Annotated in this window: 20 protein-coding genes and 1 riboswitch; of the genes, 13 read left to right on the top strand and 7 right to left on the bottom strand. The window is 62.9% G+C overall.

Annotated features, from left to right (window positions below; genetic code table 11):
• The first annotated feature begins 27 nt into the window (after window positions 1-27).
• A complete protein-coding gene (gene parC / locus ACQ4MS_RS00825) occupies window positions 28-2,388 on the top strand; it encodes a DNA topoisomerase IV subunit A (RefSeq protein ID WP_431097093.1) in 2,361 nt (786 codons plus the stop codon).
• A gap of 86 nt (window positions 2,389-2,474) precedes the next feature.
• Here parC and ACQ4MS_RS00820 read toward each other — a convergent pair whose 3' ends face one another.
• From ACQ4MS_RS00820 to ACQ4MS_RS00805, 4 genes are all read right to left on the bottom strand, one after another.
• Entirely contained in the window at window positions 2,475-2,987 is a 513-nt protein-coding gene (locus ACQ4MS_RS00820; RefSeq protein WP_431097092.1) for a 6,7-dimethyl-8-ribityllumazine synthase, read from the bottom strand.
• Between the two features lie 125 nt (window positions 2,988-3,112).
• Window positions 3,113-3,269: riboswitch (FMN riboswitch) on the bottom strand.
• 111 nt (window positions 3,270-3,380) lie between these two features.
• Window positions 3,381-3,833, bottom strand: a complete 453-nt coding sequence (locus ACQ4MS_RS00815) for a RidA family protein (protein WP_431097090.1) — start codon at window positions 3,831-3,833, stop codon at window positions 3,381-3,383.
• A 211-nt stretch (window positions 3,834-4,044) separates the two neighbouring features.
• A complete protein-coding gene (locus ACQ4MS_RS00810; RefSeq protein ID WP_431097089.1) occupies window positions 4,045-5,022 on the bottom strand; it encodes a Bug family tripartite tricarboxylate transporter substrate binding protein in 978 nt (325 codons plus the stop codon).
• Between the two features lie 36 nt (window positions 5,023-5,058).
• The gene (locus ACQ4MS_RS00805; protein WP_431097087.1) at window positions 5,059-6,246 is read right to left on the bottom strand and encodes a pyridoxal-phosphate dependent enzyme; all 1,188 of its coding nucleotides are present in this window, start codon (window positions 6,244-6,246) and stop codon (window positions 5,059-5,061) included.
• Between the two features lie 81 nt (window positions 6,247-6,327).
• On the opposite strand from ACQ4MS_RS00805, the gene ACQ4MS_RS00800 reads away from it, so the two are divergent.
• Entirely contained in the window at window positions 6,328-7,260 is a 933-nt protein-coding gene (locus ACQ4MS_RS00800) for a LysR substrate-binding domain-containing protein (protein WP_431097085.1), read from the top strand.
• On the opposite strand, the gene ACQ4MS_RS00795 is transcribed toward ACQ4MS_RS00800, so the two are convergent.
• The 3 genes from ACQ4MS_RS00795 to ACQ4MS_RS00785 all read right to left on the bottom strand — a co-directional run bounded on the left by ACQ4MS_RS00795 (window position 7,250) and on the right by ACQ4MS_RS00785 (window position 14,789).
• Window positions 7,250-8,176, bottom strand: coding sequence for a transglutaminase family protein (locus ACQ4MS_RS00795; RefSeq protein WP_431097084.1), 927 nt, complete (start codon window positions 8,174-8,176; stop codon window positions 7,250-7,252). The two genes, ACQ4MS_RS00800 and ACQ4MS_RS00795, sit on opposite strands and share 11 nt — an antisense overlap.
• A gap of 23 nt (window positions 8,177-8,199) precedes the next feature.
• Window positions 8,200-10,995 carry a circularly permuted type 2 ATP-grasp protein gene (locus ACQ4MS_RS00790; protein ID WP_431097082.1) on the bottom strand — a complete coding sequence of 932 codons (2,796 nt, stop codon included), beginning with the start codon at window positions 10,993-10,995 and terminating at the stop codon, window positions 8,200-8,202.
• A 185-nt stretch (window positions 10,996-11,180) separates the two neighbouring features.
• Window positions 11,181-14,789 (bottom strand): DUF2126 domain-containing protein, encoded by a 3,609-nt coding sequence (locus ACQ4MS_RS00785; protein WP_431097080.1) that lies wholly within the window; start codon window positions 14,787-14,789, stop codon window positions 11,181-11,183.
• Between the two features lie 289 nt (window positions 14,790-15,078).
• On the opposite strand from ACQ4MS_RS00785, the gene ACQ4MS_RS00780 reads away from it, so the two are divergent.
• The 11 genes from ACQ4MS_RS00780 to ACQ4MS_RS00730 all read left to right on the top strand — a co-directional run bounded on the left by ACQ4MS_RS00780 (window position 15,079) and on the right by ACQ4MS_RS00730 (window position 25,194).
• Window positions 15,079-17,610: a DNA internalization-related competence protein ComEC/Rec2 gene (locus ACQ4MS_RS00780; protein ID WP_431099650.1), complete on the top strand. Its 2,532-nt coding sequence runs from the start codon at window positions 15,079-15,081 to the stop codon at window positions 17,608-17,610.
• A 90-nt stretch (window positions 17,611-17,700) separates the two neighbouring features.
• Window positions 17,701-19,206, top strand: coding sequence for a circularly permuted type 2 ATP-grasp protein (locus ACQ4MS_RS00775; RefSeq protein ID WP_431097079.1), 1,506 nt, complete (start codon window positions 17,701-17,703; stop codon window positions 19,204-19,206).
• A 2-nt stretch (window positions 19,207-19,208) separates the two neighbouring features.
• Entirely contained in the window at window positions 19,209-20,171 is a 963-nt protein-coding gene (locus ACQ4MS_RS00770) for an alpha-E domain-containing protein (protein WP_431097077.1), read from the top strand.
• Between the two features lie 58 nt (window positions 20,172-20,229).
• Entirely contained in the window at window positions 20,230-21,048 is an 819-nt protein-coding gene (locus ACQ4MS_RS00765) for a transglutaminase family protein (protein ID WP_431097075.1), read from the top strand.
• A gap of 507 nt (window positions 21,049-21,555) precedes the next feature.
• Window positions 21,556-22,011, top strand: a complete 456-nt coding sequence (locus ACQ4MS_RS00760; RefSeq protein WP_431097074.1) for an SRPBCC domain-containing protein — start codon at window positions 21,556-21,558, stop codon at window positions 22,009-22,011.
• Between the two features lie 28 nt (window positions 22,012-22,039).
• Window positions 22,040-22,564, top strand: coding sequence for a GNAT family N-acetyltransferase (locus ACQ4MS_RS00755; RefSeq protein ID WP_431097072.1), 525 nt, complete (start codon window positions 22,040-22,042; stop codon window positions 22,562-22,564).
• A gap of 74 nt (window positions 22,565-22,638) precedes the next feature.
• Window positions 22,639-23,001: a hypothetical protein gene (locus ACQ4MS_RS00750; RefSeq protein WP_431097070.1), complete on the top strand. Its 363-nt coding sequence runs from the start codon at window positions 22,639-22,641 to the stop codon at window positions 22,999-23,001.
• Window positions 23,002-23,212: 211 nt separating this feature from the next.
• Complete coding sequence (locus ACQ4MS_RS00745) at window positions 23,213-23,617, top strand: hypothetical protein (RefSeq protein ID WP_431097069.1); 405 nt, start codon at window positions 23,213-23,215, stop codon at window positions 23,615-23,617.
• Window positions 23,618-23,662: 45 nt separating this feature from the next.
• Window positions 23,663-24,061: a hypothetical protein gene (locus tag ACQ4MS_RS00740; protein ID WP_431097068.1), complete on the top strand. Its 399-nt coding sequence runs from the start codon at window positions 23,663-23,665 to the stop codon at window positions 24,059-24,061.
• Between the two features lie 19 nt (window positions 24,062-24,080).
• A complete protein-coding gene (locus tag ACQ4MS_RS00735; protein ID WP_431097067.1) occupies window positions 24,081-24,608 on the top strand; it encodes a GFA family protein in 528 nt (175 codons plus the stop codon).
• Window positions 24,609-24,651: 43 nt separating this feature from the next.
• Entirely contained in the window at window positions 24,652-25,194 is a 543-nt protein-coding gene (locus ACQ4MS_RS00730; protein WP_431097066.1) for a cysteine hydrolase family protein, read from the top strand.
• Window positions 25,195-25,210 lie beyond the last annotated feature (16 nt).

Below are 25,210 nucleotides of genomic sequence, written 5' to 3'. Positions count from 1 at the left end.
CTTGACCTAGCCCAGACCAAATTCACGATGGATGACGATCTCTTCACACCGGACGCAGTAGCCCCGATCCCCGAACCCGCAGACCAGGATTCGCTGGCCGCGTACGCGCAGCGGGCTTATCTCGAATACGCGCTGAGCGTCGTCAAAGGCCGCGCTTTGCCCGACGTCTGCGATGGCCAGAAGCCGGTGCAGCGCCGCATTCTCTTCAGCATGTCGCGCATGGGCCTGGGTTTTGGCGGGGCCAACGGCGCGAGCGGTGCCAAGCCGGTCAAAAGCGCCCGCGTGGTCGGCGACGTGCTCGGCAAATACCATCCGCATGGCGACCAGGCGGCGTACGACGCGATGGTGCGCATGGCGCAGGATTTCAGCCAGCGCTATCCGCTCATCGATGGACAGGGCAATTTCGGCAGCCGCGACGGCGACGGCGCTGCTGCGATGCGATACACCGAAGCGCGACTGGCCCGCATCACGACGCTGCTGCTCGACGAGCTTGACGAAGGCACGGTCGACTTTGTGCCCAACTACGATGGCTCGTTCGAAGAGCCGCGCCAGTTGCCGGCGCGCCTGCCGTTCACGCTGCTCAACGGCGCCAGCGGAATTGCTGTGGGCCTGGCTACCGAGATTCCCAGCCATAACCTGCGTGAAGTGGCTGATGCATGTGTGGCCCTCATCAAGACGCCCAAGCTCGCCGACGAGGAGCTGTTCGCACTGATCAGCGGACCCGACTATCCGGGTGGCGGGCAGATCATTTCCAGCAGCGCGGAGATCAGGGCGGCCTACAGCACCGGCCGCGGCTCGCTCAAGGTTCGCGCCCGCTGGAAGATTGAAGAACTCGCGCGCGGCCAGTGGCAGCTGGTGGTGCAGGAACTGCCGCCCGGCGTCAGCACGCAGCGCGTGCTCGAAGAAATCGAGGAACTCACCAACCCCAAAATCAGGGCCGGCAAGAAAGCCCTCAGCCAGGAGCAGGTCCAGCTCAAGCAGACCATCCTGGCCGTGCTCGACGTGGTGCGTGACGAATCCAGCAAGGACGCTGCGGTGCGCCTGGTGTTCGAGCCCAAGACCAGCAAGATCAGCCAGTCCGAACTCATCAACACCTTGCTGGCCAACACCAGCCTGGAAAGCTCCTCATCCATCAACCTGACCATGGTGGGGCTGGACGGCAAGCCGACGCAGAAAAACCTGCGCCAGATGCTGGCGGAGTGGATCGAGTTTCGCCAGACCACGGTGCAAAAGCGCTCCCAGCACCGCCTGGACAAAGTGCTGGCCCGCATCCACATCTTGGAAGGCCGCCAGCTGGTGCTGCTCAACATCGACGAGGTGATCGCCATCATCCGCCAGTCGGAAGAGCCCAAGCTGGCGTTGATCGCGCGCTTCAAGCTCAGCGAAATCCAGGCCGAGGACATTCTTGAAATCCGCCTGCGCCAGCTCGCGCGGCTCGAAGCCATCAAGATTGAGCAGGACCTTAAAAACCTGCGCGAAGAGCAGGGCAGGCTTGAGGAAATCCTGGGCAGCCCGGCGGCGCTCCGCCGCCTGCTGGTCAAGGAAATCGAGGCCGACGCCAAGCAGTTTTCGGACGCACGCCGCACATTGATTCAAGCCGAGAAGAAAGCCGTGCTGGAAGTCAAGGTGATTGACGAGCCGGTGACCGTGGTCATCAGCGACAAGGGCTGGGTGCGCGCACGCAACGGGCATGGGCATGATCCGGCGGGCTTCGCTTTCAAGGCTGGCGACGGGCTGTACGGCACCTTTGAATGCCGCACCGTCGACACGCTGCTGGCGTTTGGTTCGCGCGGCCGCATTTATTCGGTGCCGGTGTCATTGCTGCCCGGCGCGCGTGGCGACGGCCAGCCGCTCACCACGCTGATCGACCTGGAGTCCGGCACGCAGCTGGTGCATTACTTTGCGGGGCCGGCCAACGCTGCGCTACTGCTCAGCGCCAGCAGCGGCTACGGCTTCCTTGCCACGGTCGAGAACATGACGTCACGCCTCAAGGCGGGCAAGGCCTTCATCAGCTGCGCCGAAGGCGAAACCATCTGCCGGCCGTCGCACGCCGCTTTCAACAGCGGCGCGGTGCCTTTGGTGCCTGCTACACATGTGGCCTGCGCCTCAACGGGCGGCCGTATTTTGACGTTTGAGATCGGCGAGCTGAAGATGCAGGCTGCCGGCGGACGCGGCCTGATGCTGATCGACCTCGAAGCCAAGGACACTCTGGCCGGTGCAGCCGCCTACACGCGCAGCGTGAAAATTGAAGGCATTGGCCGTGGCGGCAAGGCGCGCGAGGAAACGCTTGAAATCCGCTCGTTGAACAATGCGCGCGCTGCACGTGCCCGCAAAGGCAAGGCGGCAGACCTGGGTTTCAAGCCAAGCGGTATCACCCGGGTAGAGTAAGGAATGGGTCTGTAGCCCAGGTATTTTCTGGACTTTCTGCTATTAATTTCATAGCAAAAGAGCCGTCTGGCCCACTGTGAACGGCGTCAGGCCGCGAGCAGCGACTCCAGCTTCTTCAGGCCCGCCACCGTCTCCAGGCAGGCCTGCGCCACTTCCTTGCCCTTGGTCAGAAAATGCGCCGTGAAGAACTTGCGGTGTTCATCATGCTCATGAAAATGCTGCGGCGTCAGCACCGCTGAAAACACCGGCACGCCGGTTTCCAGCTGGATACCCATCAGCGCGCTGATCACGGCATCGGCCACAAATTCGTGGCGGTAGATGCCGCCGTCCACGACCAGTCCGCAGCAGACCACGCCCGCATAACAGCCCGATTGCGCGAGCTTTTTGGCATGCAAAGGGATCTCAAACGCACCCGGCACTTCAAACGTGTCGATGGACTCGGGGCTTACCCCTTGCCGGGCCATTTCGGCCAGAAAAGCACCGCGCCCCTGGTCCACGATGTCTTCGTGCCAGGACGACTGAATAAAGGCGAAACGCGCCTTGTGGGAAGAGCCGCCAGATTGGATGGCGGAAACGGGAGACTGGGTTGACTGACTCATGGATGGCCTCTGTTAGGTATTACCAGAATCAGGGCGCACGAGCCTGCGGCTTTGCATGTGGACGCGCGAACAGCCGCAGCGCAGAACGCGCCCCGTTGTAAACGCCCACGGCACAGCCGTTTGCATCGCGCTCTCTTTCATCCGGACTGTGACCGTCGGCTTTGGAGTTAAACCAAATCTGCTGACCCCGGCCTGCCGTGAGGGAGGCCGGGCGCTCGCGGGCTGATGCAGTTGCCTGCAAACACCGCCGGTGGGGAATTTCACCCCGCCCTGAGAACGCTGCCCCGGAAAATGCCGGGGCGTGTTGAGTTTAAGCGGCGACGCAGGCCGGCGCTTGTCGCCGGTGCGCTATCCCCACAATGATTGCGGATGCCCAGCGCCGCGGCGAAGGGCTTATTCGACCTCGGCGATCAGGTCGATCTCGACGCAAGCGCCCATGGGAACCTGGGCCACGCCAAAGGCGCTGCGTGCATGCTTGCCGGCGTCGCCGAAGACTTCGGCAAACAGCTCACTGGCGCCGTTGGTCACCAAGTGCTGCTCGGTGTAGTCCCCGGTCGAGTTGACCAGGCTCATGAGCTTGACGATGCGCTTGACCTTGCCCAGGCCGACGGCAGCTTCCAGCGTGCCCATCAGGTCGATGGCGACCGAGCGTGCGGCAGCTTTTCCTTCTTCGGTCGTCATGTTCTTGCCGAGCTGGCCGACGAGGGGCTTGCCGTCCTTCTTGGCGATATGGCCGCTCAGGAACACCAGGTTGCCGGTCTGCACAAAGGGCAGGTAGGCGGCTACGGGAATGGCTACAGGGGGCAGGGTGATGTTCAGGGCTTTCAGCTTGTCGTAGGCGTTCATGATGGTCCTTTTGATGAAGAAAGATGGTTCCAGCCCAGTGAAAACGAGCGCAAGCAGCTATTGTTTTGATAGCGAAAAAACTGCGCGGCCGGCTGGCAGTGCAGGGAATTGTAGGGTGGCGGCCGGGCTTGGGAAGCCTTTGCGGTCATGAAAGGAAATGATGGAACGCTGCGTAGCCCCCGCAGCCGTTCCGTCATTGCATGCCTTGGCGTTATTCAGGCTTAATGCCAGCTTTGCGCACCACTGTGCCCCAGCGCTCCACTTCGCTGCGCATGAAGGCGCGCAGTTCGTCGCGGGTGGAACCCTTGAGCTCAATCCCCAGCGTGGTGAGCCGTTCGCGGGTTGAGGGGTGGGCCAGCGCCGCCACGGCTTCGCTGCGCAGCCGCTCGACGATCTCGATTGGCGTGGTGGCGGGCGCCACCAGGGCCCACCACTGGTTGAATTGCATGCCCTCGATGCCGGCTTCCCGCGCCGTCGGCACGCCAGGCAGCCCAGGCAGTCGCGCGCTTCCCGTCACCATCAGCGCGGAAATTTTGTTTGCGCCCAGCAGTGAGCTGCCGCTGGCCAGGGTGGCGAAATGGGCGTCTACCTGGCCGGCCGCAACGTCGGTGAGCGCCGGGGCGGAGCCGCGATAGGGAATGGCGTTGACCTTCATCCCGGTGGCGCCGGCGATCAGTTCGCTCGACAGGTGGCTGATGGAGCCGTTGCCGCTGTGGGCCAGCGTCAGCGGGACTTTGCTGTTGCGATAGTTCTTCAGGAAGCCTTTGGCATCGCCGTTCTTGTACTGTGCGCCGTTGGCGAACAGCAGCAGCGGTGAAGTGCCGACCATGGAAATCGGTGTGAAGTCGCGCAGCAAGTCATACGGCATCTTGTTGAAGACCGCAGGCGCAATCGCGTGCGGCAATTCGACGATGGCAAAGGTGTAGCCGTCGGGCGGGGCCTTGGCTGCGGCTTCTGTGCCGATGCGGCCGGAGGCGCCGGAGCGGTTGTCCACCACCACGGTCTGGCCCATGGTTTCGCTCATGCGCTGCGCAATAGCGCGCGCAATCGCGTCTGTGCTGCCGCCCGGCGCCCAGGGCACGATCAGGCGCAGGGGTTTGTCGGGGTAGGCCGCATGGGCGCCGGCGGCCATCAAGCTGGCAGAGGCAAACAACAAGGCGGTAAGCAGTCGAATCTTTTTGGCGATCATGGGAAGTTCCTTTGCAGGCTGGAGGGATGAATGAAATCAGGCAAGGGCATCGAAGGCATCGCGGTCACCCTTGGCGGTGAGCAGCAGCAGGGCATGGTGTGAGGGCTCGATGTCGTTCTGCGCGCGCAGCCGCGCCAGCGCGGTGACGCAGGCGCCGGCGCACAGCTCTACCCACAGGCCTTGCGCGGCGAGTTTTGACAAGCCTTCAATCGCACCGGCATCGTCCACAACGACCGCGCCGCCGCCCGATTGCCGCACGGCGCGTTGTTGTTGCAGCGTGACGGTGCTGCCGGCTATGGAAAACTGCGCCGTCTGCCCGCTGAATTCGGACTGCAGCGGTGCGCCGTCCAGCACTTTGGAAAGGCGTGGGAAGGGCTCAACGGCCCAGAGGCGCGGCATGCGTTCAATCAGGCGGGCGTGCAACAGGTCGCGAAAGCTGCTGTAGAGGCCCCAGAGCAAATCGCCGCGCGCGGTGGGCACCAGCACGTGGTCGGGAATACAGCCGTCCGCCACGCACTCGAGCGCCACGGCGCGGTAGCCTTCCACGCCAAACACCGGGCTGCCGACGGCGGGCACGGTGTAGTTGGTCAGCGCGAAAGCACCATCTTGCTCGACGCGGCGGCGCACATGCTCCCAGCGGCCAAAGCCGCGGTCGAACACCACGCGCTGGGCGCCCAGGTAATACAGCGCCCGCGCATACGGTGCTGGCATGTCGTGGTAGGTGGCGATCTCGCAGCGCAGGCCGGCGGCCGCGCAATAGGCCGCCGCCGACACTGCCGCGTTGCCGCTGGAGGCCAGCACCACCATTTGCGCGCCTACGTCCAACGCGCGGCTGACGGCCTGCACCGACATGCGGTCCTTGTGGGAACCGGTGGGGTTCATGCCTTCGTGCTTGGCCGAAAGCTGACGGACGCCGAGCTCGCGTGCCAGGCGCGGCAGGTCCAGGCAGGGTGTGCTGCCTTCGCCGAGGGAGACGCCTTTTGTGTAGGGCAGCCAGTCGCCCCACTTATAACCCGTGCTGGCTGCATGGAGGGTTTTCGGCAATTGGGTGTAGACGGCCTCCAAGCTGGCGGATGTACCTCGATCGGCGCAGTGCAGGCAGCCGGCAGGCATGTCCTGGAGCGGGTATTCACGGGAGCAGTGGATGCAACGCAGCTGTGCGAGACGGGGATTTCGGCTTACCGTAGCTGGGCCATGGAAGGATTCGGAAGAAGCGGGATTCATGCACAGATGGTACGAAGAGCTGAGGCCGGCGTGCGCGGCCCGTTCGCGATTTAAAATAAGTAAAACTTATAGGAGATGGCCATGGCCGATGCGAGTGCACGCCAGATCGAGGTGTTCCGCATGGTGATGCGGCTGGGCACGGCCAACCGGGCGGCCGCAGCCCTGCACGTCAGCCAGCCGGCGGTAACGCAGCTGCTGCAACAGCTCGAAGCCCGCGCCGGGCTCAAGCTGTTTGACCGGCCCAAGGGAAAGCTCACGCCTACGCCAGAGGCCCACGCGCTGATGGAGGAGGTGGAGCGGGTGTATGAAGGCCTGGAGGCCGTGCAGCGAAAAATCGTGGCCCTGCAGTCGCATGAAGACACGGTGCTGCGCATCGGCTCGTTGCATGCCATGGCCGCCAGCGTCATGCCCTGGGCACTGGCCGAATTTCAGCGCAGCTATCCGCGCACGCGTTGCCTGCTGATGGTCGACAGCTCCAAGGTGCTGCGCGAGGCTTTGTTCCAGGGCGCGGTGGATCTGGCTTTCCTGGGTGATGAGGCGGATACCAGCGGCCTGGTGTCATCGATGTTCTACCAGGCGCCTGCTGTTTGCGTCATGCCGGCTGCCCATCCGCTGGCACGTAAACAGCTGCTGCACCCGCAGGATTTGCAGGAAGTGCCGCTGGTAGGCCTGTCAGCGTCCGACCCGGCGCAGCGGCGTCTCGAAGCGGCGTTGGCCCAGGCTGGCGTGCAGCCGCGTTTTGTGATCGAAACGCCTTACAGCGCGACGCAATGCGCGCTGGTGCTGGCCGGCGCCGGGCTGGCGGTCACCAACCCGTTGGTGGCCCGCGAATACCTGGCGCTGGGTTTGCGCAGCGTGCCGCTGGCGGCTGATGTGTGGTTTAGGGCTTTGCTGGCCTTCAAACCGCGGCAGGCGCAATCAGGGGCTGCGCAGGAGTTTGTAGGACTGTGCCGGCGTTGGCTGGTGCGCGGCCTGCCCGACGGCTCGGTACTGGGGGAGCCGGTCAGTTCGTAGCTGCGGCTGCCATGTCGGGCAAGGGCTCCACCGTCACGGCCACATCCAGAATGTGCTGGGCCCCGCCGCGGATCACGCCGCGCATGGGTGATACATCCAGGAAGTCGCGGCCAATGGCCAGCGTGACGTAATCTTCGCCCGGCGCGCGGTTGTTGGTCGGGTCAAAGTCGAGCCAGGCGCCCAGACCCGGGCAATACACCGAAGCCCAGGCGTGCGAAGCATCACTGCCTACCAGCCGCGGCTGGCCGGGCGGCGGACTGGTCAGCAAATAACCACTGACGTAGCGCGCCGGCAGACCCATCGCACGGCAGCAGGCCACCATGATGTGCGCGAAGTCCTGGCAAACGCCTTTGCCTTGCTGAAGTGCTTCAAGAGCCGGCGTGTTGACTTCGGTGCTTTCGCTTTCATAGGTCATGGTGCTGTGGATGCGCTCCATCAGGTCGCGCGCGGCTTCAGGCAAGGGCCTGCCAGGCAAAAAGCTGGGCCGTGCGAACTCCACAAAGGCTTCGTCGCGCGGCACATAGGGGGAGGGGAACAGGAATTCGGAAGCGCTGTCGTAAGCGGCGCCGGCGCGGTAGCGGAACTGCTCACGTACCTGTTCCCAGGGCGGCGATGCGGGCCTGCCGGTGGAGAGGGACGCTTCGGACTGCAGCGGGTTGAGGGCCGAGGTGGAAACAATGCTGTCGGCCACCACAGTGAGGCTTTCATGCGCGGCCTGCAGTGAAAAGTAGCTGCGTGAGTTGCCGTATACGTCGGTGGTTTCACGCAACTGAACGGGCGCCGGGTCCACGTGCAGCGCGTAGCTCAGCAGGCTCTGGCCGTTGCGGTTGGCGGGCTTGAGGTGCACCACGTGGTGCGCGTTCTCGACCGCCGGGGCATAGCGGTAACGGGTTTCGTGGACGACATGAAGCAGCATAAATAGCGTTAACAGGCCCTGGCTCAGGCGCCCAGACTCTGGCTGGCGGACGCAGCGTGACTGAAATAGCGGCGGCTCAGGGTGTCCGACAGGTCCAGCGCGGCGTCGCAGCATTGCTCCAGCAACTGGACCAGCTGCCCGTCATGTTGTTCGCCGCCTTCGTGCTCGCCGTCGCCGGCGTGCGCTTGCGCTTCCTGGCACAAATCAGCCAGCGCCCAGCTGCCGGGGTCTGGCAGTTCCATCGCGAGGTCAGGCATGTCGCCGGGTGCGCTGCCGGCCAGCTTGGCCAGGCGCCCGCGCAGGGTTTGTACCACCCAGCCAAGGGAGCGCGGGTTGTCGCGGTCCAGCACCAGCAAATCGAGCAGGGCCGGGATGTCGCGGCGCTGCTGGTATTGCGCGTGGAAGGTGATGGTGCTGTCAAACAGCGCCACCATGGCGTTGAAGCCGCCTTCCTCGAACACTGACCCGGTTTCGAAACCGCGCGCGAGCGCGCCGGCCAGGGTGTTGAGCCGCTCGATCAGCCGGCCCACACTCAGGAGGCGCCAGCCGTCGTCACGGGTCATGCGGTCGGTTTGCGCGCCCGTCATGGCTGAGAGGAAACCGCTGGCTGACTCCAGCGCCCGCAGCGCCTCGACAGAAGAATATTCGAGCAGGTACTGGCTCTGACTCTGACTCTGGCTTTGTCCGCCCTGGCTTTGCGTCTGGGTCGGGCTCACCGCACTGAACACAGAGCAGCGCTGGAAGAAGTCTGTCTCGGTACGCACGATCATGTGCCACTGCTCTTGCGACAGCCGCTCGCGCACGGCAGAGGCCGCGCTCTTGAGTGCCCGCAGGTTGTAGCCCACGCTGGCGGCCTGCTCGGTGTCGGCCAGGTTGGCGATCAGCGCGCGTTCAAAGACGCGGCGTGCGTGCGTGGCCGGTGGCACGGTGTCGAGCACCAGCGCGTTGCCGACGGCCATGCTGGTCAGCCAGGCTAACAGCGGCTCCGAAGTCTGGTCCTCGCCGCCCAGGCATTGCAGCGTGATCTGCGCCAGACGCGTGGAATTTTCGGCGCGCTCGGTATAGCGGCCCAGCCAGAAAAGGTTTTCGGCTGCGCGGCTGGTGACCGGAGGGCGGTGACGCAGCGGTGCAGCGGTCCAGGCGGCCGGTTGCTCGGCGCGTGGCGTGGCGCTGGCTTCGGCTGTTGCTCTGGCGGCAGACGAATTCCCCAAGACCCACACGTCTGCACTGCTGCCGCCGTGCTGCATCGATGACATGTTTTCGTTCTTGCCGGCCAGGCGCGCCAATCCACCGGGCAGCACCTGCCAGGAACCATTGCCGTCCGCCACCGCGAACACGCGCAGCATGGCCGAGCGCGGGGAAATCCGCTCGCCCTGCCAGGTGGGTGTTTGTGGCAGCGGCAGATAAGCCTGCACGGTGAAGTCTTCGCCGCGGCGCACGATGCGGCCCGCCCATTCGTCCAGGGCACGGCGCGACAGCGTATGGCCGATAACGGATTCCATCCCCGTGCCGGGGTAGGTTGGCTTGATCACGGCGTTCTTGAGCTGGCCCAGCACGTCCTGCATCACTGCCTGTTCGCCGCACCACCAGGTGGCTAGCGAAGGCAAAGCCAAGGTCTCGCCGAGCAGGTGTTCGGACAGTGCGGGCAAAAAGCCGAGCAGCGCGCTGGATTCGAGGAAGGCCGAGCCCGGTGTGTTGACCACCAGCACATTGCCTGCGCGTATCACCTGCAGCAGGCCGGGAACACCCAGGGTGGAGTCGGAGCGCAACTCCAGCGGGTCGAGGAATTCGTCGTCCAGGCGCTTGAGCAGCCCGTGCACGCGCTCCAGGCCGCGCAGGGTTTTCAGGTAAAGCTTGTCGTCCCGCACCAGCAGGTCGCTGCCCTCGACCAGCGTCAGGCCCAGGAAACGCGCGAGGTAGGCATGCTCGAAATAGGTTTCGTTGTAAGGTCCCGGCGTCAGCAGCACCACGCGGCTTTCCTCGTTGCTGTCCACCGGGCTCATGGCCTTGAGGCCGTCGACCAGCGCTTTGTACGACGCTGCCAGCCGTTCGACTTTCATCTCACGGAAGGCTTCGGGAAACAGCAGCGAAATGGTCAGGCGGTTTTCAAGCAGATAGCCCAGTCCCGAGGGCGCCTGGGTGCGCTGCGACACCACCGACCAGCGGCCATCGGGGCCGTGCGCGATATCGAACGCGGCAATGTGCAAATAAGTGCCACCGGCCGGCTGCACGCCCTGCATGCCGCGCAGGTAGCCGGGGTGGGCATGCACCAGCGCGCTGGGCAACAGCCCCTTGGACAACAACTCCTGCGGTCCGTAGATGTCGGCCATCACGCGGTCCAGCAGGCGTGCACGCTGCTGGATGCCTGTCTCGATCTGTGCCCAGTCAGCCGCCGAGACCATCATGGGGAACAGGTCCAGCGCCCAAGGCCGCTGCGGGCCGTTGGCGTCGGCGTAGACGTTATAGGTCACCCCGTTATCGCGAATCTGGCGGCGAAGGTTGGCGGTGCGATGGTTCAGGTCGTAAAAACCGTCAGTGCCGAGAAAATTGAAAAACCGCGTCCAGTCCGGCGAAAGCGTGTCGTCGGTAGCGGCCGGGCGCTCAGCTTGAGTGGCAGGGGGTTGCGCGGTGCTGCCGGCAGCGCGCAGTGCGGGTGGCTGTTGCGACGCGACTGCCTCTGCGGGCGCGGGGCCTTCGGACACACGGCCCCGCAACTCATCGAAATGTCCGGCTGCCGCATGGGGCGCCAGCGCGGCAGCCAGTGCGCAGGGGGATTCGAGCGACTGGGCGGCAAAAAGTGACTGGGTGTTATTTTCCACTGGGTGCAAGTATGCCTGTGGCCTATCGCCTGCAAGGCTCAAGACGGACTGAATGCGCGGCCAAAATGGCTATTTATGCCGCTTGTGCATGCAAATGTTGCAGCCGTAAGACAGGCCTTGACTGCACGGAAGGGGGCATTGTCGCCTGAGGGCCCTCCGGGCCCCAGGCGGCTGCCGGCACGGATTCAGCGCAAATCAAGCGTGAAGGGGAATTCCCTGCTTGGCTGCGCCGGCGCCACGCGCATCTTGCCGGGCGTGTGGCCCATGCGGAAAAAGCGCGTGAGGCGGCGGCTTTCAGCTTCGTACGAGTTGACCGGCAGCGTGTCGTAGCTGCGCCCACCTGGGTGCGCCACATGGTATTGGCAGCCGCCCAGCGAGCGCTCCATCCAGGTGTCGACAATGTCGAAGGTCAGCGGTGCGTGCACGCCTATCGACGGGTGCAGGGCCGAAGGAGGGTTCCAGGCCTTGTAGCGCACGCCCGCCACGTATTCGCCGACGCGGCCCGTGCTTTGCAGCGGCAGCGCCCGGCCGTTGACGGTGACCACATAGCGGTTGTCGTTCAGGCCCGTCACATGCACTTCGACGCGCTCGAGCGACGAATCCACATAACGCACCGTGCCGCCGGCCGAGCCTTCTTCGCCCATTACATGCCAGGGTTCCAGCGCGCTGCGCAATGTCAGCTCAATGCTGTTGGTTTTGACCTGCCCGATCAGTGGGAACCGGAACTCGAAATGTGGTTCAAACCAGGCCATGTCGAAGCCGTAGCCGGCTTCGCGCAACTCGGTCAGCACGTCCTCAAAATCCATGCGGATAAAGCCCGGCAGCAGGAAGCGGTCGTGCAGCTCGGTGCCCCAGCGCGTGACGCGGCCGTGGTAAGGCTTGTTCCAGAAGCGCGCCACCAGCGCGCGCAACAGCAGCTGCTGCGCGATGCTCATGCGCGCATGCGGCGGCATCTCGAAGGCGCGCAGCTCCAGCAGGCCCAGGCGCCCAGTGGCGGAGTCGGGCGAATACATCTTGTCGATGCAGAACTCGCTGCGGTGCGTATTGCCGGTGACGTCGACCAGGATGTTGCGCAAGGTGCGGTCCACAAGCCAGGGCGGCATGTCGGCGCCATACTTCTTGCGGTTGTTTTCGATTTCGCGCAAGGCGATCTCGAGTTCGTAGAGCTGGTCGTTGCGCGCTTCGTCCACACGCGGCGCCTGGCTGGTCGGACCTATGAACATGCCTGAGAACAGGTAGCTCAGCGATGGATGGTTGTGCCAATAGGCGATCAGGCTGCCGAGCACCTCGGGCTTGCGCAGGAAGGGGCTGTCGGCCGGCGTGGCGCCGCCCAGCACGAAGTGATTGCCGCCGCCGGTGCCGGTGTGCCGTCCGTCCGTCATGAACTTCTCGGCGGACAGGCGCGTTTCGTGCGCGATCTGGTAGAGGAACTCGGTGTGTTCCACCAGCTCACCCCAGTTGTAGGCCGGGTGGATGTTGACCTCGATAACACCCGGGTCGGGTGTGACCTGCAGCATCTTCAGGCGCGGATCGCGCGGTGGCGGGTAGCCTTCGAGCACGATGCGCACGCCCAGCGATTGCGCCGTGGCTTCCACCGCGGCCAGCAGGTCCAGGTAGTCCTCGAGCCGCTCCATGGGCGGCATGAAGACGTAGATCGCGCCGGTCTCGCCGCGGCCTGATTTGTTGGCCTTGCTGTCGGGGTCGGCCTTGGGTTTGTCCTTGGGGCCGTTGGCGCGCTGCGGGTCGCGCACTTCGACGCAGAGCGCGGTGCGCGTGAGCCAGGCGGCCGATTCAAAGGGCTTGGGTGCGCGGTCGTCTTGGGGTGCGGCTGTCTCCGGAGCAGCGGCGGGCTTGCCATCCGCGCCGTGAGTGCCGTTCGTGCCGTTGTTGCCGAGCGGACGGAACTGAAGGATGCGGCTGGCCTGCGACAGCGCGGTGTTGCCTGTCATGTAGCGCGCCATGTATTGCGCCAGCGAACTGGCGCTGCCCCCTGCGGAAGGGGTGACGGGCGTGGCACCACGGGCCGCGCTGAAGCTGCCGTTGTAACGCGCGGCCAGCGCGGAAGCGGCCGGCAGGTCCTGGCGTGGCGCGAACGGATCGGCCTCGATCATGTAGGGGTAGTCGGTCTTGGACACCCAAGGCACCGAATCCAGCGGCAGGCGATAACCCATGGGCGAATCGCCGGGCATCAGGTACATGCGCTCGTCGCGGAAGAACCACGGGCCGGTGGTCCATTTGGGCCCGCTCAGCGAGGGAGAGGCACCTGCGTTTCTTTGCTTGAGCTGCTCTTTGGTCTGCAGCGGCAGTACATAGCCCACCACCGAATCAAGACCTTGCATGAAGACGCGGCGCAGGCGTTCGCGCTCCATGGCATCGTCCAGGCGCGAATCAAACGGATCGACATTGACCGGCAGACGGCGCTCGCGCCACAAGTAGTACCAGGTGTCTTCATAGCCCGGCGTGATGTACGTTGTGGCCAGGCCCAGCTTGCCTGCCAGCGTCTGCACAAAGCGCTGCGCGTCGGCGCTGGTGTAGTTGCAGGGCTGGCGTTCGTCGGCAAACAGGTCCGGGTTTTGCCAGATGGGCTGGCCGTCCTTGCGCCAGAAAATGCTGAGTGCCCATCGCGGCAGCTGCTCGCCCGGATACCACTTGCCCTGGCCGAAATGTAGGAAACCGCCTTCGCCGTATTCGGCACGCAGCTTTTGCACGAGTTCGGTCGCATAGCCGCGCTTGGTTGGGCCCAGGGCGTCGATGTTCCATTCGGCCGCGTCGCGGTCGGTGGTGGCCACAAAAGTCGGCTCGCCGCCCATGGTCAGGCGCACGTCGCCGGCGGCCAGGTCCTGGTCGACCTTTTCGCCGAGCGCCAGCACCTCCTGCCATTGTTCCTCGGTATAGGGCTTGGTCACGCGCGGCGATTCGTAGATGCGCTGCACCGCCATGTGGTGTTCGAACTCGACCTCGGATTTGTCGACGCCGCCCTCAACCGGCGCGGCGCTCGAAGGCTCAGGCGTGCAAGCCAGCGGTATGTGGCCTTCGCCGGCCATCAAGCCCGAGGTTGGGTCCAGGCCTACCCAGCCGGCACCGGGCAAGAACACTTCGCACCAGGCGTGCAGGTCGGTGAAGTCGGCTTCTGCGCCGCTGGGGCCGTCGATGGATTTGACGTCGGCTTTGAGCTGTATCAGGTAGCCCGAGACAAAACGCGCCGCCAGGCCCATATGGCGCAGCAGCTGCACCAGCAGCCAGCCGGTGTCGCGGCAGGAGCCGCAAGCCAGGCGCAGGGTCTCTTCGGGCGTCTGTACACCGGGCTCCATGCGGATGGAGTACTTGATGTCGGACTGCAGGCCCTGGTTCAGGCCGACCAGGAAGTCGATGGTGCGTTTTGGCGTGCGGTCGATTTTTTCGAGGTAACGCTTGAGCAGCGGCGTCGCAGGCTGGGTGGCCAGGTAAGGCGCCAGTTCGCGGGCCTGCAACGCGTTGTAGGTGAAGGGGAATTCCTCGGCAGCGGGCTCCAGGAAGAAGTCAAACGGGTTGAACACCGCCATTTCCACGACCAGGTCCACCGTGACCTTGAACTCGCGCGTCGGCTCGGGAAACACCAGCCGTGCCTGGTAATTGGCAAACGGGTCCTGCTGCCAGTTGATGAAGTGCCCGGCGGGCTCGACCTTGAGCGAATACGACAGCACCTGCGTGCGGCTGTGCGGCGCGGGCCGCAGGCGGACGACCTGGGGGCCGAGTTTGACCAGACGGTCATATTTGTAATGGGTGATGTGGCTCAGGGCGACGTGGATGGACAAGGCAACCTCGCTTTAAAAATGACTGGCATGCAATACGCCGTTAGCAAAACATGCTCAAAAATACGCTGAAAGCAGACCGCCACATCATGCGATCTCTAGAAACACCATATGAACAGCTTACCCGGATTTGGTGATGTTTCTGAAAGCAAGAGCTGCGCCACGCAGACTTTGTTCGCCTTCTTCTGGTACTCCGTTAAGCTCAAAGCGCGAGAACGCATAAAAAAATAGTTCAGAAGGGGAGGCGGGTTTGAATCGACCTGTATCAGCCGGGTCAGCCGGGTCAGCCGGGGTGCGGCTGTATGCGGCAAGCCCGGGGCCGGTGTTTGCCGGTTTTGTCGCGGGCGTTGCCTTGCAGTTGCAGCAGCCTGCCTTGTGGCCGCAGCAAATTTACGCTGTCATGGTGCTGCTGGCCTGTGCTTTGGCCGGCTTGTACCTGTGGTTTTATGGCCAGCGCTTCCCTTCGTGGGGCGGGATGGTTTCGGCCTTTGCCCTTGCTGCCTTGCTCGGTGCGGGTCTCACAGGCTGGCGTGCTGGCGTCTTCCAGTCTGCGGCGCTCAATCCGGCTCTGGAGGGCCGCGACATTGAGGTGGTGGGCCAGGTGCAGGCCATGCCGCAACCCGGAGAAGACGGCGTGCGCTTTCGCTTGGCGGTGGAATCTGCCCGCTCCAATGGCAGCACGGTCACCTTGCCGCCGCACATCATGCTGGGCTGGTATTTGGGCTTTGCCGGGCGCGAGCCCGCCGCGGCGGCGCAGGACGCCGACCCGTTTGAGATAGCGCTGGCCCTGCAGCGCCAGCCGCAGACCCTGCGCGCCGGCGAACGCTGGCAAATGACGGTGCGGCTCAAGGCGCCACATGGCAACAGCAATCCATTCGGTTTTGACTACGAACTCTGGCTATGGGAGCAGGGCATACAAGCCACCGGCTACGTGCGCGCCGGCCCGCGCGATGCACCGCCGGCAAAACTCTCCAGCAGCTGGCAATACCCCATAGAGCAGGCCCGGCAAACTGTGCGCGAAGCAATTTTCCAGCGCATCGAAAACCGGCAGCTTGCAGGCGTGATTGCCGCGCTGGTGGTGGGCGACCAGGCGGCCATCGAACGCGTCGACTGGGAGGTGTTCCGCGCCACGGGTGTTGCCCACTTGATGAGTATTTCAGGCCTCCACATCACCATGTTTGCCTGGGCGGCGTCACTGCTTATCGGCTCGCTCTGGCGCAGGTCTGTACGTTTGACGCCGCGGCTGTGTCTGGCCTTGCCCGCAGCCAGCGCGGGCGCGCTGGGCGGTTTGCTTCTGGCCACCCTGTATGCGCTGTTTTCCGGCTGGGGCGTGCCCGCACAGCGAACCATCTGGATGTTGGCCACGGTAATCCTGCTGCGGCAGGGCGGCAGACAGTGGCCCTGGCTGCAGACCTGGTTGCTGGCCATGGTTGTGGTGGTGGCGCTGGACCCGTGGGCGTTGATGCAGGCCGGGTTCTGGCTGTCTTTTGTCGCGGTGAGTGTTTTGTTTGCTACAGATTCAGGAGCTGCTCGCGCCCATGGAGAAGGGGCTACAGGCCGATTTGATCTAAAAAATCAGCGAAGAAATGAGCGTTGGTGGCACCGGCCTGGATGGCTGGACAGCGTTGCCCGGGCTATGCGGGAGCAATGGGTCGTCACGTTGGCGCTGACGCCTTTGTCCTTGCTGCTTTTTAACCAGGTTTCATTGATAGGCCTGCTGGCCAATGCGGTGGCCATTCCCGTGGTAACGCTGGTCATCACGCCGCTGGCCTTGCTAGGCGTAGCGTGGGCCCAAGTGTGGTCGTTGGCGGCGTGGGTAGTTGGCGGGCTGGTGGTGTTTCTGCAATGGCTGGCCAGCTGGCCACTGGCCTCCATCAGCGTGGCTGCGGCGCCGCTGTGGTGTGCAGTGGCCGGTGTGGTGGGCGGCAGTTTGCTTGCCATGCGGCTGCCATTTTATTTTCGCGCGTTGGGCCTTCCCCTGTTGCTGCCCGTGCTGTTGTGGCAACCGGCCCGCCTGGCACCCGGGCAGTTCGAGCTGCTGGCCGCGGACGTCGGGCAGGGCAATGCGGTGCTGGTGCGTACGGCAAGCCATACGCTGCTGTATGACGCCGGCCCGCGCTTTTCGCGCGAGAGTGACGCCGGCCACCGTGTGCTGGTGCCGTTGCTGCGCGCGTTGGGTGAGCGGCTGGACATGCTCATGATCAGCCACCGCGACATCGATCACATCGGCGGTGCGCAAGCCGTGTTGGCCATGCAGCCTGAAGCCGGTCTGATGAGTTCGATCGAGGATTCGCATCCGCTGCAAACGCTGCGCAAGGCCATCCGCTGCACGGCCGGCCAGCGGTGGGAGTGGGACGGCGTGGCATTTGAGGTGCTGCACCCCGCTGCCGCTGATTACGACGCTGCCAACAAGTCGAATGCCATGAGCTGTGTGCTGCGCATCTCCAGCAGCAGATTCCCTGGCAGTCGTACAGCCCTGCTGGTCGGTGACATCGAATCGCCGCAGGAGCTCCGGCTGGCAACCGGCGTTCCGGCCAGCCTCAAGGCCGACTTTCTGCTGGTACCCCACCACGGCAGCAAAACATCCTCCAGTGCGGTGTTCCTCGATGCTGTCAAGCCGCAGTGGGCGGTGGTGCAGTCCGGTTACCGGAACCGTTTTGGCCATCCGGTGGAGTCCGTGGTGGCCCGCTATGAGGAGCGCGGCGTGCGTCTGGTGAAGTCGCCGCAGTGTGGGGCTGCCACCTGGCAAAGCCTCTACCCGGATGAAGTCCGGTGCCAGCGGGAGCAGGGCAAGCGTTACTGGCACCATGTGCCGGGGCGTTAAAAATGTTGTTGGACGCACCGCCTTGGCGCATAACTTGCTAAGCTACGTTAAAACAATTGCCATGCGCATAACTTGCTGGAGATCAAGCCAATGAGCCGACCGATGTTCGACGAAATGAACGCCACGGAGTCCAGCGTCCGTGAGCATTACCAGGGTTACCAGCGTTGGCTGGCCCGTCAGCCTGCCGACGTGATGCAGGCCCGCCGGGCCGAAGCTGAAATGATTTTCCGCCGCGTCGGCATCACTTTTGCCGTCTACGGCGCCAAGGACGAAGACGGCGCCGGCACCGAACGGCTGATTCCCTTTGACCTGATTCCCCGCATCATCCCCGCCCACGAATGGGCCAGTATGGAAAAAGGCCTGGTGCAGCGCGTCACCGCGCTCAACCGCTTCATCCACGACGTGTACCACGGCCAGGAAATCATCAAGGCCGGCGTGGTGCCGTCCGAACAGATTTTCCAGAACGCGCAGTTCCGCCCCGAAATGATGGGCGTTGATGTACCCGGCAACATCTATTCGCATATCAGCGGCATCGACATCGTCCGTGCGCCCGACGCCCAGGGCAACGGCGAGTACTACGTGCTTGAAGACAACCTGCGTGTGCCCAGCGGTGTGAGCTACATGCTGGAGGACCGCAAGATGATGATGCGGCTCTTCCCCGAACTCTTCAGCGAAAACCGGGTTGCGCCCGTGGCGCACTATCCCGACCTGTTGCTCGAAACCCTGCGCGGCATGGCGCCGCCAGCCACGGCCGAACCCACGGTGGTGGTGCTGACGCCCGGCATGTACAACTCGGCTTACTTTGAACACGCCTTCCTGGCGCAGCAGATGGGCGTGGAGCTGGTCGAAGGGCAGGACCTGTTCGTCAAGGATAACTTCGTTTACATGCGCACCACGCGCGGCCCCAAACGCGTCGACGTGATCTACCGCCGCGTGGACGACGACTTCCTGGACCCGCTGGCCTTCCGCCCCAATTCCACCCTGGGGTGCGCGGGCCTGCTCAATGTCTACCGCAGCGGCAATGTCTCGCTGTGCAACGCCATCGGCACCGGCGTGGCAGACGACAAGTCGATCTACCCCTACGTGCCCAAGATGATCGAGTTCTACCTCGGCGAAAAGCCCATCCTGAAAAACGTGCCGACTTACATGTGCCGCAACAACGATGACCTGCAGTACACCCTGGCCAACCTGAAAGACCTGGTCGTCAAGGAGGTGCACGGCGCCGGCGGCTACGGCATGCTGGTGGGGCCAGCTTCCACCAAGGCCGAAATCGAGGAATTCCGTGCAGCCCTGCTGGCCAACCCCTCCGGCTACATCGCCCAGCCCACGCTCAGCCTGTCGACTTGTCCCACGTATGTGGAAAGCGGCATTGCACCGCGCCACATTGACCTGCGGCCTTTTGTGCTGAGCGGCAAGGAAGTGCAGATGGTGCCCGGTGGCCTGACGCGCGTGGCGCTCAAAGATGGCTCGCTGGTGGTCAACTCGTCGCAAGGCGGCGGCACCAAGGACACCTGGATTCTGGAGGGGCCGTCAGCGCCGGTTGCTTCACAGTTTCAATCGCAGTCACAGTCATCGGCCAAAGTGGGGGGAGCGTAATCATGTTGTCTAGAACCGCTGACCACCTTTTCTGGATGTCGCGTTACACCGAACGCGCCGAAAACACCGCGCGCATGCTCGATGTGAACTACCAGACCTCGCTGCTGCCGCAATCCGATGCGCTGGTGCAGGCCGGCTGGCAGGGCCTGCTCAGCATCAGCGAGCTCAAGCCCTCGTTTGCGGCCAAGTACGGTGACACCATCAACCCCCGCGAGGTCATGGACTTCATGGTGCGCGACGAGAAAAATTCGTCCAGCATCATTTCCTGCCTGCAGAATGCCCGTGAAAACGCCCGCGCCGTGCGCGGAACGCTGACCACCGAGGTGTGGGAAACGCAAAACCAGACCTACCTTGAAGTCATCCGTATGCTGCGCAGCGGTGACTTCGAGCGCGACCCAGGCCAGTTCTTTGAATGGGTCAAGTTCCGTTCGCACCTGTCGCGCGGCGTTACGCTGGGCACCATGCTGCAGGACGAAGCCTTTCACTTCCTGCGGCTGGGCACCTTCCTGGAGCGCGCCGACAATACCGCGCGGCTGGTGGACGTGAAGTTTCACGCCGTGCAGAACGACTTCCTCGGCATGACTGCCGAGAAGGACCAGGAATACGACTTCTACCACTGGAGCGCCATCCTGCGCAGCGTTTCAGGCTTTGAGGTCTACCGCAAGGTCTACCGCGACGTCATCAAACCTGAGCGTGTGGCCGAGCTGCTGATCCTGCGCGCCGACATGCCGCGTTCCCTGCTGGCCTGCCTGAACGAAGTCATGAGCAACCTTGTCATGGTGACCAGCGACACCAGCAGCGAAACCCAGCGGCGTGCCGGCAAATTGCGCGCCGACCTGCAGTACGCACGCATCGACGAAATCCTGGCAACGGGCCTGCACGCTTTCCTCACGCAGTTCCTGGACCGGGTCAACGAGCTGGGCGCGCACATCAGCCGCGAGTTTTTGGTGCCGGCCACGACTTGAAAGACGTTTCAGTTTCCATCGCCGCAAGGGTTTGGCGCCGTCGTATGGCGAGGGCTTGATGAAACTGCACGTCAGGCACATTACCGACTACCGGTACACCGAGCCGCTGCGCTATGCGCTGCAGACGCTGTGGCTCACGCCGCAGTCCAGCCCGTCGCAGACGGTGCATTTCTGGAGCCTCGGCGCGCCTGAAAAGCTTTTTTCGCAGCGCGACGCTTTTGGCAACACCATCAGTTCCTACACCTTCGTTGGCAAAGATGCAGACAACGTGCGCTGGAGCCTGGTCAACGCGGCGGGTGACGTGGAAACCTTTGGTGTGGCCGAGTTCAACGATCCGGAAACCCTGCCGCATCCGTATTTCTTTCTGCGCGCCACCCACCTGGCCGAGCCGCACTGGGAGCTCGCCGAATTCGGCCGCCGCTTTATCCCGCAAAGCCTTGACGGCACCGCAAGTTTGCCGGCCCTGCTGGCCTTGAGCCAAGGTGTGGCGGGTGCGGTGAGTTACCTGAAAAACAGCACGAGCGTGACCACGACCGCGCTGGAAGCCTTCAAGTCCGGCGCGGGCGTCTGCCAGGACCAGGCCCATGTGATGGTCGCGATCTGCCGCAGTCTGGGCTACCCCGCGCGCTATGTCAGCGGCTATTTCTATGCTGCCAACGAGCCCGATCTTGCCAGCCACGCCTGGTGCGACGTATGCCTGGATGTGGCCACCCGCCGCTGGGTCAGCATCGACGTCACCCACAGTTGCCTGATCGACCAGCGCCATGTGCGCCTGGCCATGGGCACCGACTACAACGCCTGCCCGCCGATCAAGGGCGTGCGGCAGGGTGGCGGGGAAGAATCGATGACGGTGGAGATCACGATTCAGCCGGTGTGAGTCCGCATGGCGTGATGGCGGATCCGTACAGGCCTTAGCCTGCCTGATCCCTTCTGGCGCTATCAATTCAATAGCTGCCAGCGCCCAATTTATTGGACTGCAGGCCCAAATGGCTCATAAAAACAGGCGAAAACTGCCTGAGAAGGCTATTCAAAGCCCTCTAATGGCCGGGCGCACACACAAAAGAGGTCGGCGGCTACCCCGAAGTGGTCTTTTTCAGGCCAAAAAGTGGACTTTCCCCAATGGAGACGGGCGCAAGAAACTATTCAATTGACAGCATTGAGCGTGAGGGTGCCATCCATTGCGAATGGCAGGAAGCGGTCGGCGCATCGCAAGCGCTTCCGGACATCGGATGCGTTATCCGGCCGTTACAGCAGTTGCAAGCGCAGGCTTATGCCGCAGGTTCAAGCGGCATACATTTCGGTAAGTCGGGTAGCGCGCAACCGTATGTGCGGATTGGTTTGCTGCCACCCGCGCACCCCCGCATATTCCTTGAAGGAGGCTCCCATGGCTGAGTTAGTTGCCCGGTCGAAGATGCTCATTCGACGTTCCGCTGCAGAGGTGTTCAACGCGTTTGTACAACCTGATCTCATCACAAAGTTCTGGCTGAAAGGCACCACCGGCCCGCTCGCGCAGGGCGCCCAGGTCGAGTGGCAATTCATGGTCCCCGGCGCGACCGAAGGTGTGCACGTTACCGCATTCGATGCGCCGCACCACATTGCGTTCTCCTGGTCTGAAGGCGGGCTTGACGTCGACATGAAGTTCCTCGAGGAGAAAGGCTCCACTGTCGCCAGTGTTGAAGTCCGGGGCTTTGAAAGCGACGGCGGTACGGATCAGGTGGTCAACGCTACCGAGGGATTCAGCATTGTCTTGTGTGACCTGAAGGTCTTTCTTGAAACGGGGCGCTCGGCAAGCCTGGTGAAGGACAAGGCGGAGTTGATACACCGTTCTCGCGAGACCTGAGATCCCATCGAGAGTTGCCAGAAGGCGTGTGCTTCGGCGCGAGATGCGGTACGCTTTCGCCATGACCGAAATCAGGCCTGCGACCTTTCCCGACGATCTTGAACGTGTTATCGCCATCCTTCGGGAATACGTCGCCAGCCCGAGCGTCAGTCTTGCTTTCCAGAATTACGAGGCGGAATTCGCTGCGTTACCCGGAAAGTACGCGGCACCTGAAGGCCGGCTGCTTCTCGCGTGGAAAGGGCCACGTGTCGTAGGCTGTGCCGCGCTTCGCCGCGTTGACGGAACCACCTGTGAAATGAAGCGCGTCTACGTACAGCCGGATGCGAGAGGTGAAAACCTTGGCCGCCGGCTCATTGAACGAATCCTTGATGAAGCGCGGGCTGCGGGCTACTCCCGCATCTGCCTTGATGTCCTGCCTGAGTTCGCCGCCGCACAGCGCATCTACGAATCCCTGGGTTTTCAATCTTCCGCGCCCGTTACCTTCAATCCTGTTCCCGGTACCAGGTACCTGGCCCTTGAACTCCCACCGTCACGGCTTGCAAATGCGGCCTGACTCTTCCTCCGAGCGAGCGTCTTGCGGGGGGCTTTGCCTGCCTGCAGCCGCTACCCCAGCCAAAGATTGACCGTATGCGTCCTGCTTTTGCCATCGCCGTACTCGCTATCGCTGCAAGCGGTGGCGCACACGCCACCGGCTCTTTGTCGTTCGAAAGTGCCGGCTATGTTCTGGACTTCGAGGTCGGGCAGCAGGAGCGTCCCGTTCTGGCTGGTGTATCGTTTGCCGCGCTTGAGGCTGGCTCGAATCCGATGCTTCGACCGCCGCATCTGGTTGTTATGGCATTTGATACAAAGGCAAAACTCCTGCTCGTTCGCTACAAGAATCCTGGAGACAGCAAGCTACCGCCAGACTTCGAACTGTCAGTCCGCGGTAGCGAAGGTGTCTTGAAGTTGTCGAATCGCGCCGTTACCGGCAGGTTCAACTGGGAAATGTGAGCTGAGGATGCGCTCGCCGCATAACGCCAACGTTGAGTTCCGTAACGCGCATATGCTTCACCTTGACGATCGCGAAACTTCTGGCAATGCCTGCAAGGTCCGCCTGCTTGCGGGTCCTCCTGGGCATTCCGTATGATCGAACTCCCGTTCCCTTCACGTCGATCATTTCAGCCACCATCGGTGGCCTGTGTTTACTGAATATTGGACCATCATGAACAAACTGCTTGTCTTCCAGCTCACGGTTCAAAGCTCCTATGCCGGCAACGTTGAACAGGATGCTGAAGGTGATCACTTCGATACGGTTCAGTGGTGGTTCTCTGAAAACGAGACCTGGCGCATCAAAACGTTTGCAATAGACCAGGACATCCACACGCATCGTATTGCAGGCCCGATCGCTGAAGAAGTTGCAATGGAGAACACCATGAAGCACTATGAAGACGTGGTCGAGAGAGCGTTTGCCGTCGAGTTCGACGATCTGGGTGACGAGAGCGAGGTGTCGGAAGTCATGGAAGATTTAGGGGGAGCACCCGCGCTGGAGATTGCAAGAAACGGGAGCCAGTTTGCCTTCTGGAATCCGTCACGCCTGAAGTACACCTCCAAGAGTCAACCGGCCTGAAGCTCAACCACTTATGTCAAACACCTGCCCACAAGAACGAAATTCATGAAATTGGAATTTGGAGCACCGAAGGCGCTGGACGATATCTCGCTACAGGACGCCAAGGACCATCCCATCTGGTTGTGGGCCTGGGAGGCGGGACTGGAAGGGGAGGTGGAAGATGAGACGTGGCAGTGCCCGGTCTTGAACACCTCGGATGGCGCGGATGCAATGACGGAGCCGGTCATTACGCTGTGCATCGAGGGGGGCGATATGATCTGCTCTGCTCGGCCAGCTACAAGGAGCTTGATCAACTGGAAGCAATTTCCATTTGGAAGAACAGTGCCTGGGCGGGAATCCAGGAGACCATTAGCGACACCGATTGCATTCATTGCCGTCCCCAGCATTCGCGGCGTCACGGGTGTTCGGCCAGCCTGCTTTGCATGCTTGTTAGCCGCTGATTGATTTCAACGTCAGGTTAAGAATGCGCTATCCGGAATCAAAACCTCCATGGACCGGCAGTTGCCTTTGCGGAAAGGTGCAGTACCAGCTGACTGCGCATCCGCTGACGTTCTACGCGTGTCATTGCACAGACTGCCAGCGACGCTCCGGCAGTAGCATGCGACTGGCCATGTGGGTTGACCGCTCGGCGCTGGAGGTCACGCAAGGAAGCCCGCAGCTCCTGACGTTTGACATGGGAAACGGGCGCCAGCGCAGGGCGAAAGTATGTGTTGATTGTGATACCCGGTTGTGGGCGGAACCGGCCGACAAGCCGACCATGGCGGCGCTGCTGCCCGGCACACTGCACAACGCGCAGGAGTTTGAGCCTGTCGCGCACCTCTGGACAAAAAGCGCGCTTTCCTGGGTGGTAATTCCGCCGGGCGTTGCCGTGTACGACACTCACCCTGATCGCCCGGGGGAGCTCGCCAGGCTGTGGCAGGAGGCGATGCAACAGCGTAGCTCCGGCGATGCAAACCAAGCACGGGTCGAAGCTGAAAATTGCGGCAGCTGAATTCCCCCTTTCCTCCATCACATCAACATCAGTCCTTAATCCCATGACGACAACAGCCCTTCTTATCATCGACGTTCAGCAGGCCCTATGCTCCGGCGAGGGTGGCACTTTTGAAAGCCCGCGCGTCATCGACCGCATCAACCAGGTGTCCGCCAAGGCCCGCGCCGCAGGTGCCCCCGTAGTCCTGATCCAGCACGAGGCGCCGAATGATCCGCTGGAATATGGGACTGAGGGATGGCAACTCGCCGATGGCCTGGACACCCAGCCAACCGATATCCGTCTCCGGAAGAAAGCGAGCGACTCGTTCCACAACACGGAACTGCAGGACCTGCTGCAGGTGCGTGGAATCAAAAAACTGGTCATCTGCGGTATGCAAAGTGACTTTTGCGTAGACACCACGACCCGGCGTGCCCTCGCCCTCGGCTACCCGGTCACCCTGGTTTCGGATGGCCACTCCACCGTGGACAACGGAGTTCTCACTGCAGCACAGATTTCAACCCATCACACGGTCACGCTGGCAAATATCCAGAGCTTTGGACACCGGGTCACTCCGCAGCTTGCAGACGAGATCAAGTTTACGGTGTGAGCCAGCCTTGATTCCT

The sequence above is a fragment of the Polaromonas aquatica genome, assembly GCF_050626995.1.
Taxonomy (GTDB): Bacteria; Pseudomonadota; Gammaproteobacteria; order Burkholderiales; family Burkholderiaceae_C; genus Polaromonas; species Polaromonas aquatica_A.
This window is presented reverse-complemented; position numbering and strand designations above follow the sequence as displayed.

What these genes read in the sequence shown, in the direction of transcription:
- ACQ4MS_RS00800 (WP_431097085.1), top strand. Translation starts at nt 6,328, where the DNA reads ATGGCCGATGCGAGTGCACGCCAGATCGAGGTGTTCCGCATGGTGATG.
- ACQ4MS_RS00770 (WP_431097077.1), top strand. Translation starts at nt 19,209, where the DNA reads ATGTTGTCTAGAACCGCTGACCACCTTTTCTGGATGTCGCGTTACACC.
- ACQ4MS_RS00735 (WP_431097067.1), top strand. Translation starts at nt 24,081, where the DNA reads ATGCGCTATCCGGAATCAAAACCTCCATGGACCGGCAGTTGCCTTTGC.
- ACQ4MS_RS00730 (WP_431097066.1), top strand. Translation starts at nt 24,652, where the DNA reads ATGACGACAACAGCCCTTCTTATCATCGACGTTCAGCAGGCCCTATGC.
- ACQ4MS_RS00740 (WP_431097068.1), top strand. Translation starts at nt 23,663, where the DNA reads ATGAAATTGGAATTTGGAGCACCGAAGGCGCTGGACGATATCTCGCTA.
- ACQ4MS_RS00775 (WP_431097079.1), top strand. Translation starts at nt 17,701, where the DNA reads ATGAGCCGACCGATGTTCGACGAAATGAACGCCACGGAGTCCAGCGTC.
- ACQ4MS_RS00750 (WP_431097070.1), top strand. Translation starts at nt 22,639, where the DNA reads ATGCGTCCTGCTTTTGCCATCGCCGTACTCGCTATCGCTGCAAGCGGT.
- ACQ4MS_RS00760 (WP_431097074.1), top strand. Translation starts at nt 21,556, where the DNA reads ATGGCTGAGTTAGTTGCCCGGTCGAAGATGCTCATTCGACGTTCCGCT.
- ACQ4MS_RS00815 (WP_431097090.1), bottom strand. Translation starts at nt 3,833, where the DNA reads ATGAACGCCTACGACAAGCTGAAAGCCCTGAACATCACCCTGCCCCCT.
- ACQ4MS_RS00820 (WP_431097092.1), bottom strand. Translation starts at nt 2,987, where the DNA reads ATGAGTCAGTCAACCCAGTCTCCCGTTTCCGCCATCCAATCTGGCGGC.
- parC (WP_431097093.1), top strand. Translation starts at nt 28, where the DNA reads ATGGATGACGATCTCTTCACACCGGACGCAGTAGCCCCGATCCCCGAA.
- ACQ4MS_RS00795 (WP_431097084.1), bottom strand. Translation starts at nt 8,176, where the DNA reads ATGCTGCTTCATGTCGTCCACGAAACCCGTTACCGCTATGCCCCGGCG.
- ACQ4MS_RS00805 (WP_431097087.1), bottom strand. Translation starts at nt 6,246, where the DNA reads ATGAATCCCGCTTCTTCCGAATCCTTCCATGGCCCAGCTACGGTAAGC.
- ACQ4MS_RS00810 (WP_431097089.1), bottom strand. Translation starts at nt 5,022, where the DNA reads ATGATCGCCAAAAAGATTCGACTGCTTACCGCCTTGTTGTTTGCCTCT.
- ACQ4MS_RS00765 (WP_431097075.1), top strand. Translation starts at nt 20,230, where the DNA reads ATGAAACTGCACGTCAGGCACATTACCGACTACCGGTACACCGAGCCG.
- ACQ4MS_RS00745 (WP_431097069.1), top strand. Translation starts at nt 23,213, where the DNA reads ATGAACAAACTGCTTGTCTTCCAGCTCACGGTTCAAAGCTCCTATGCC.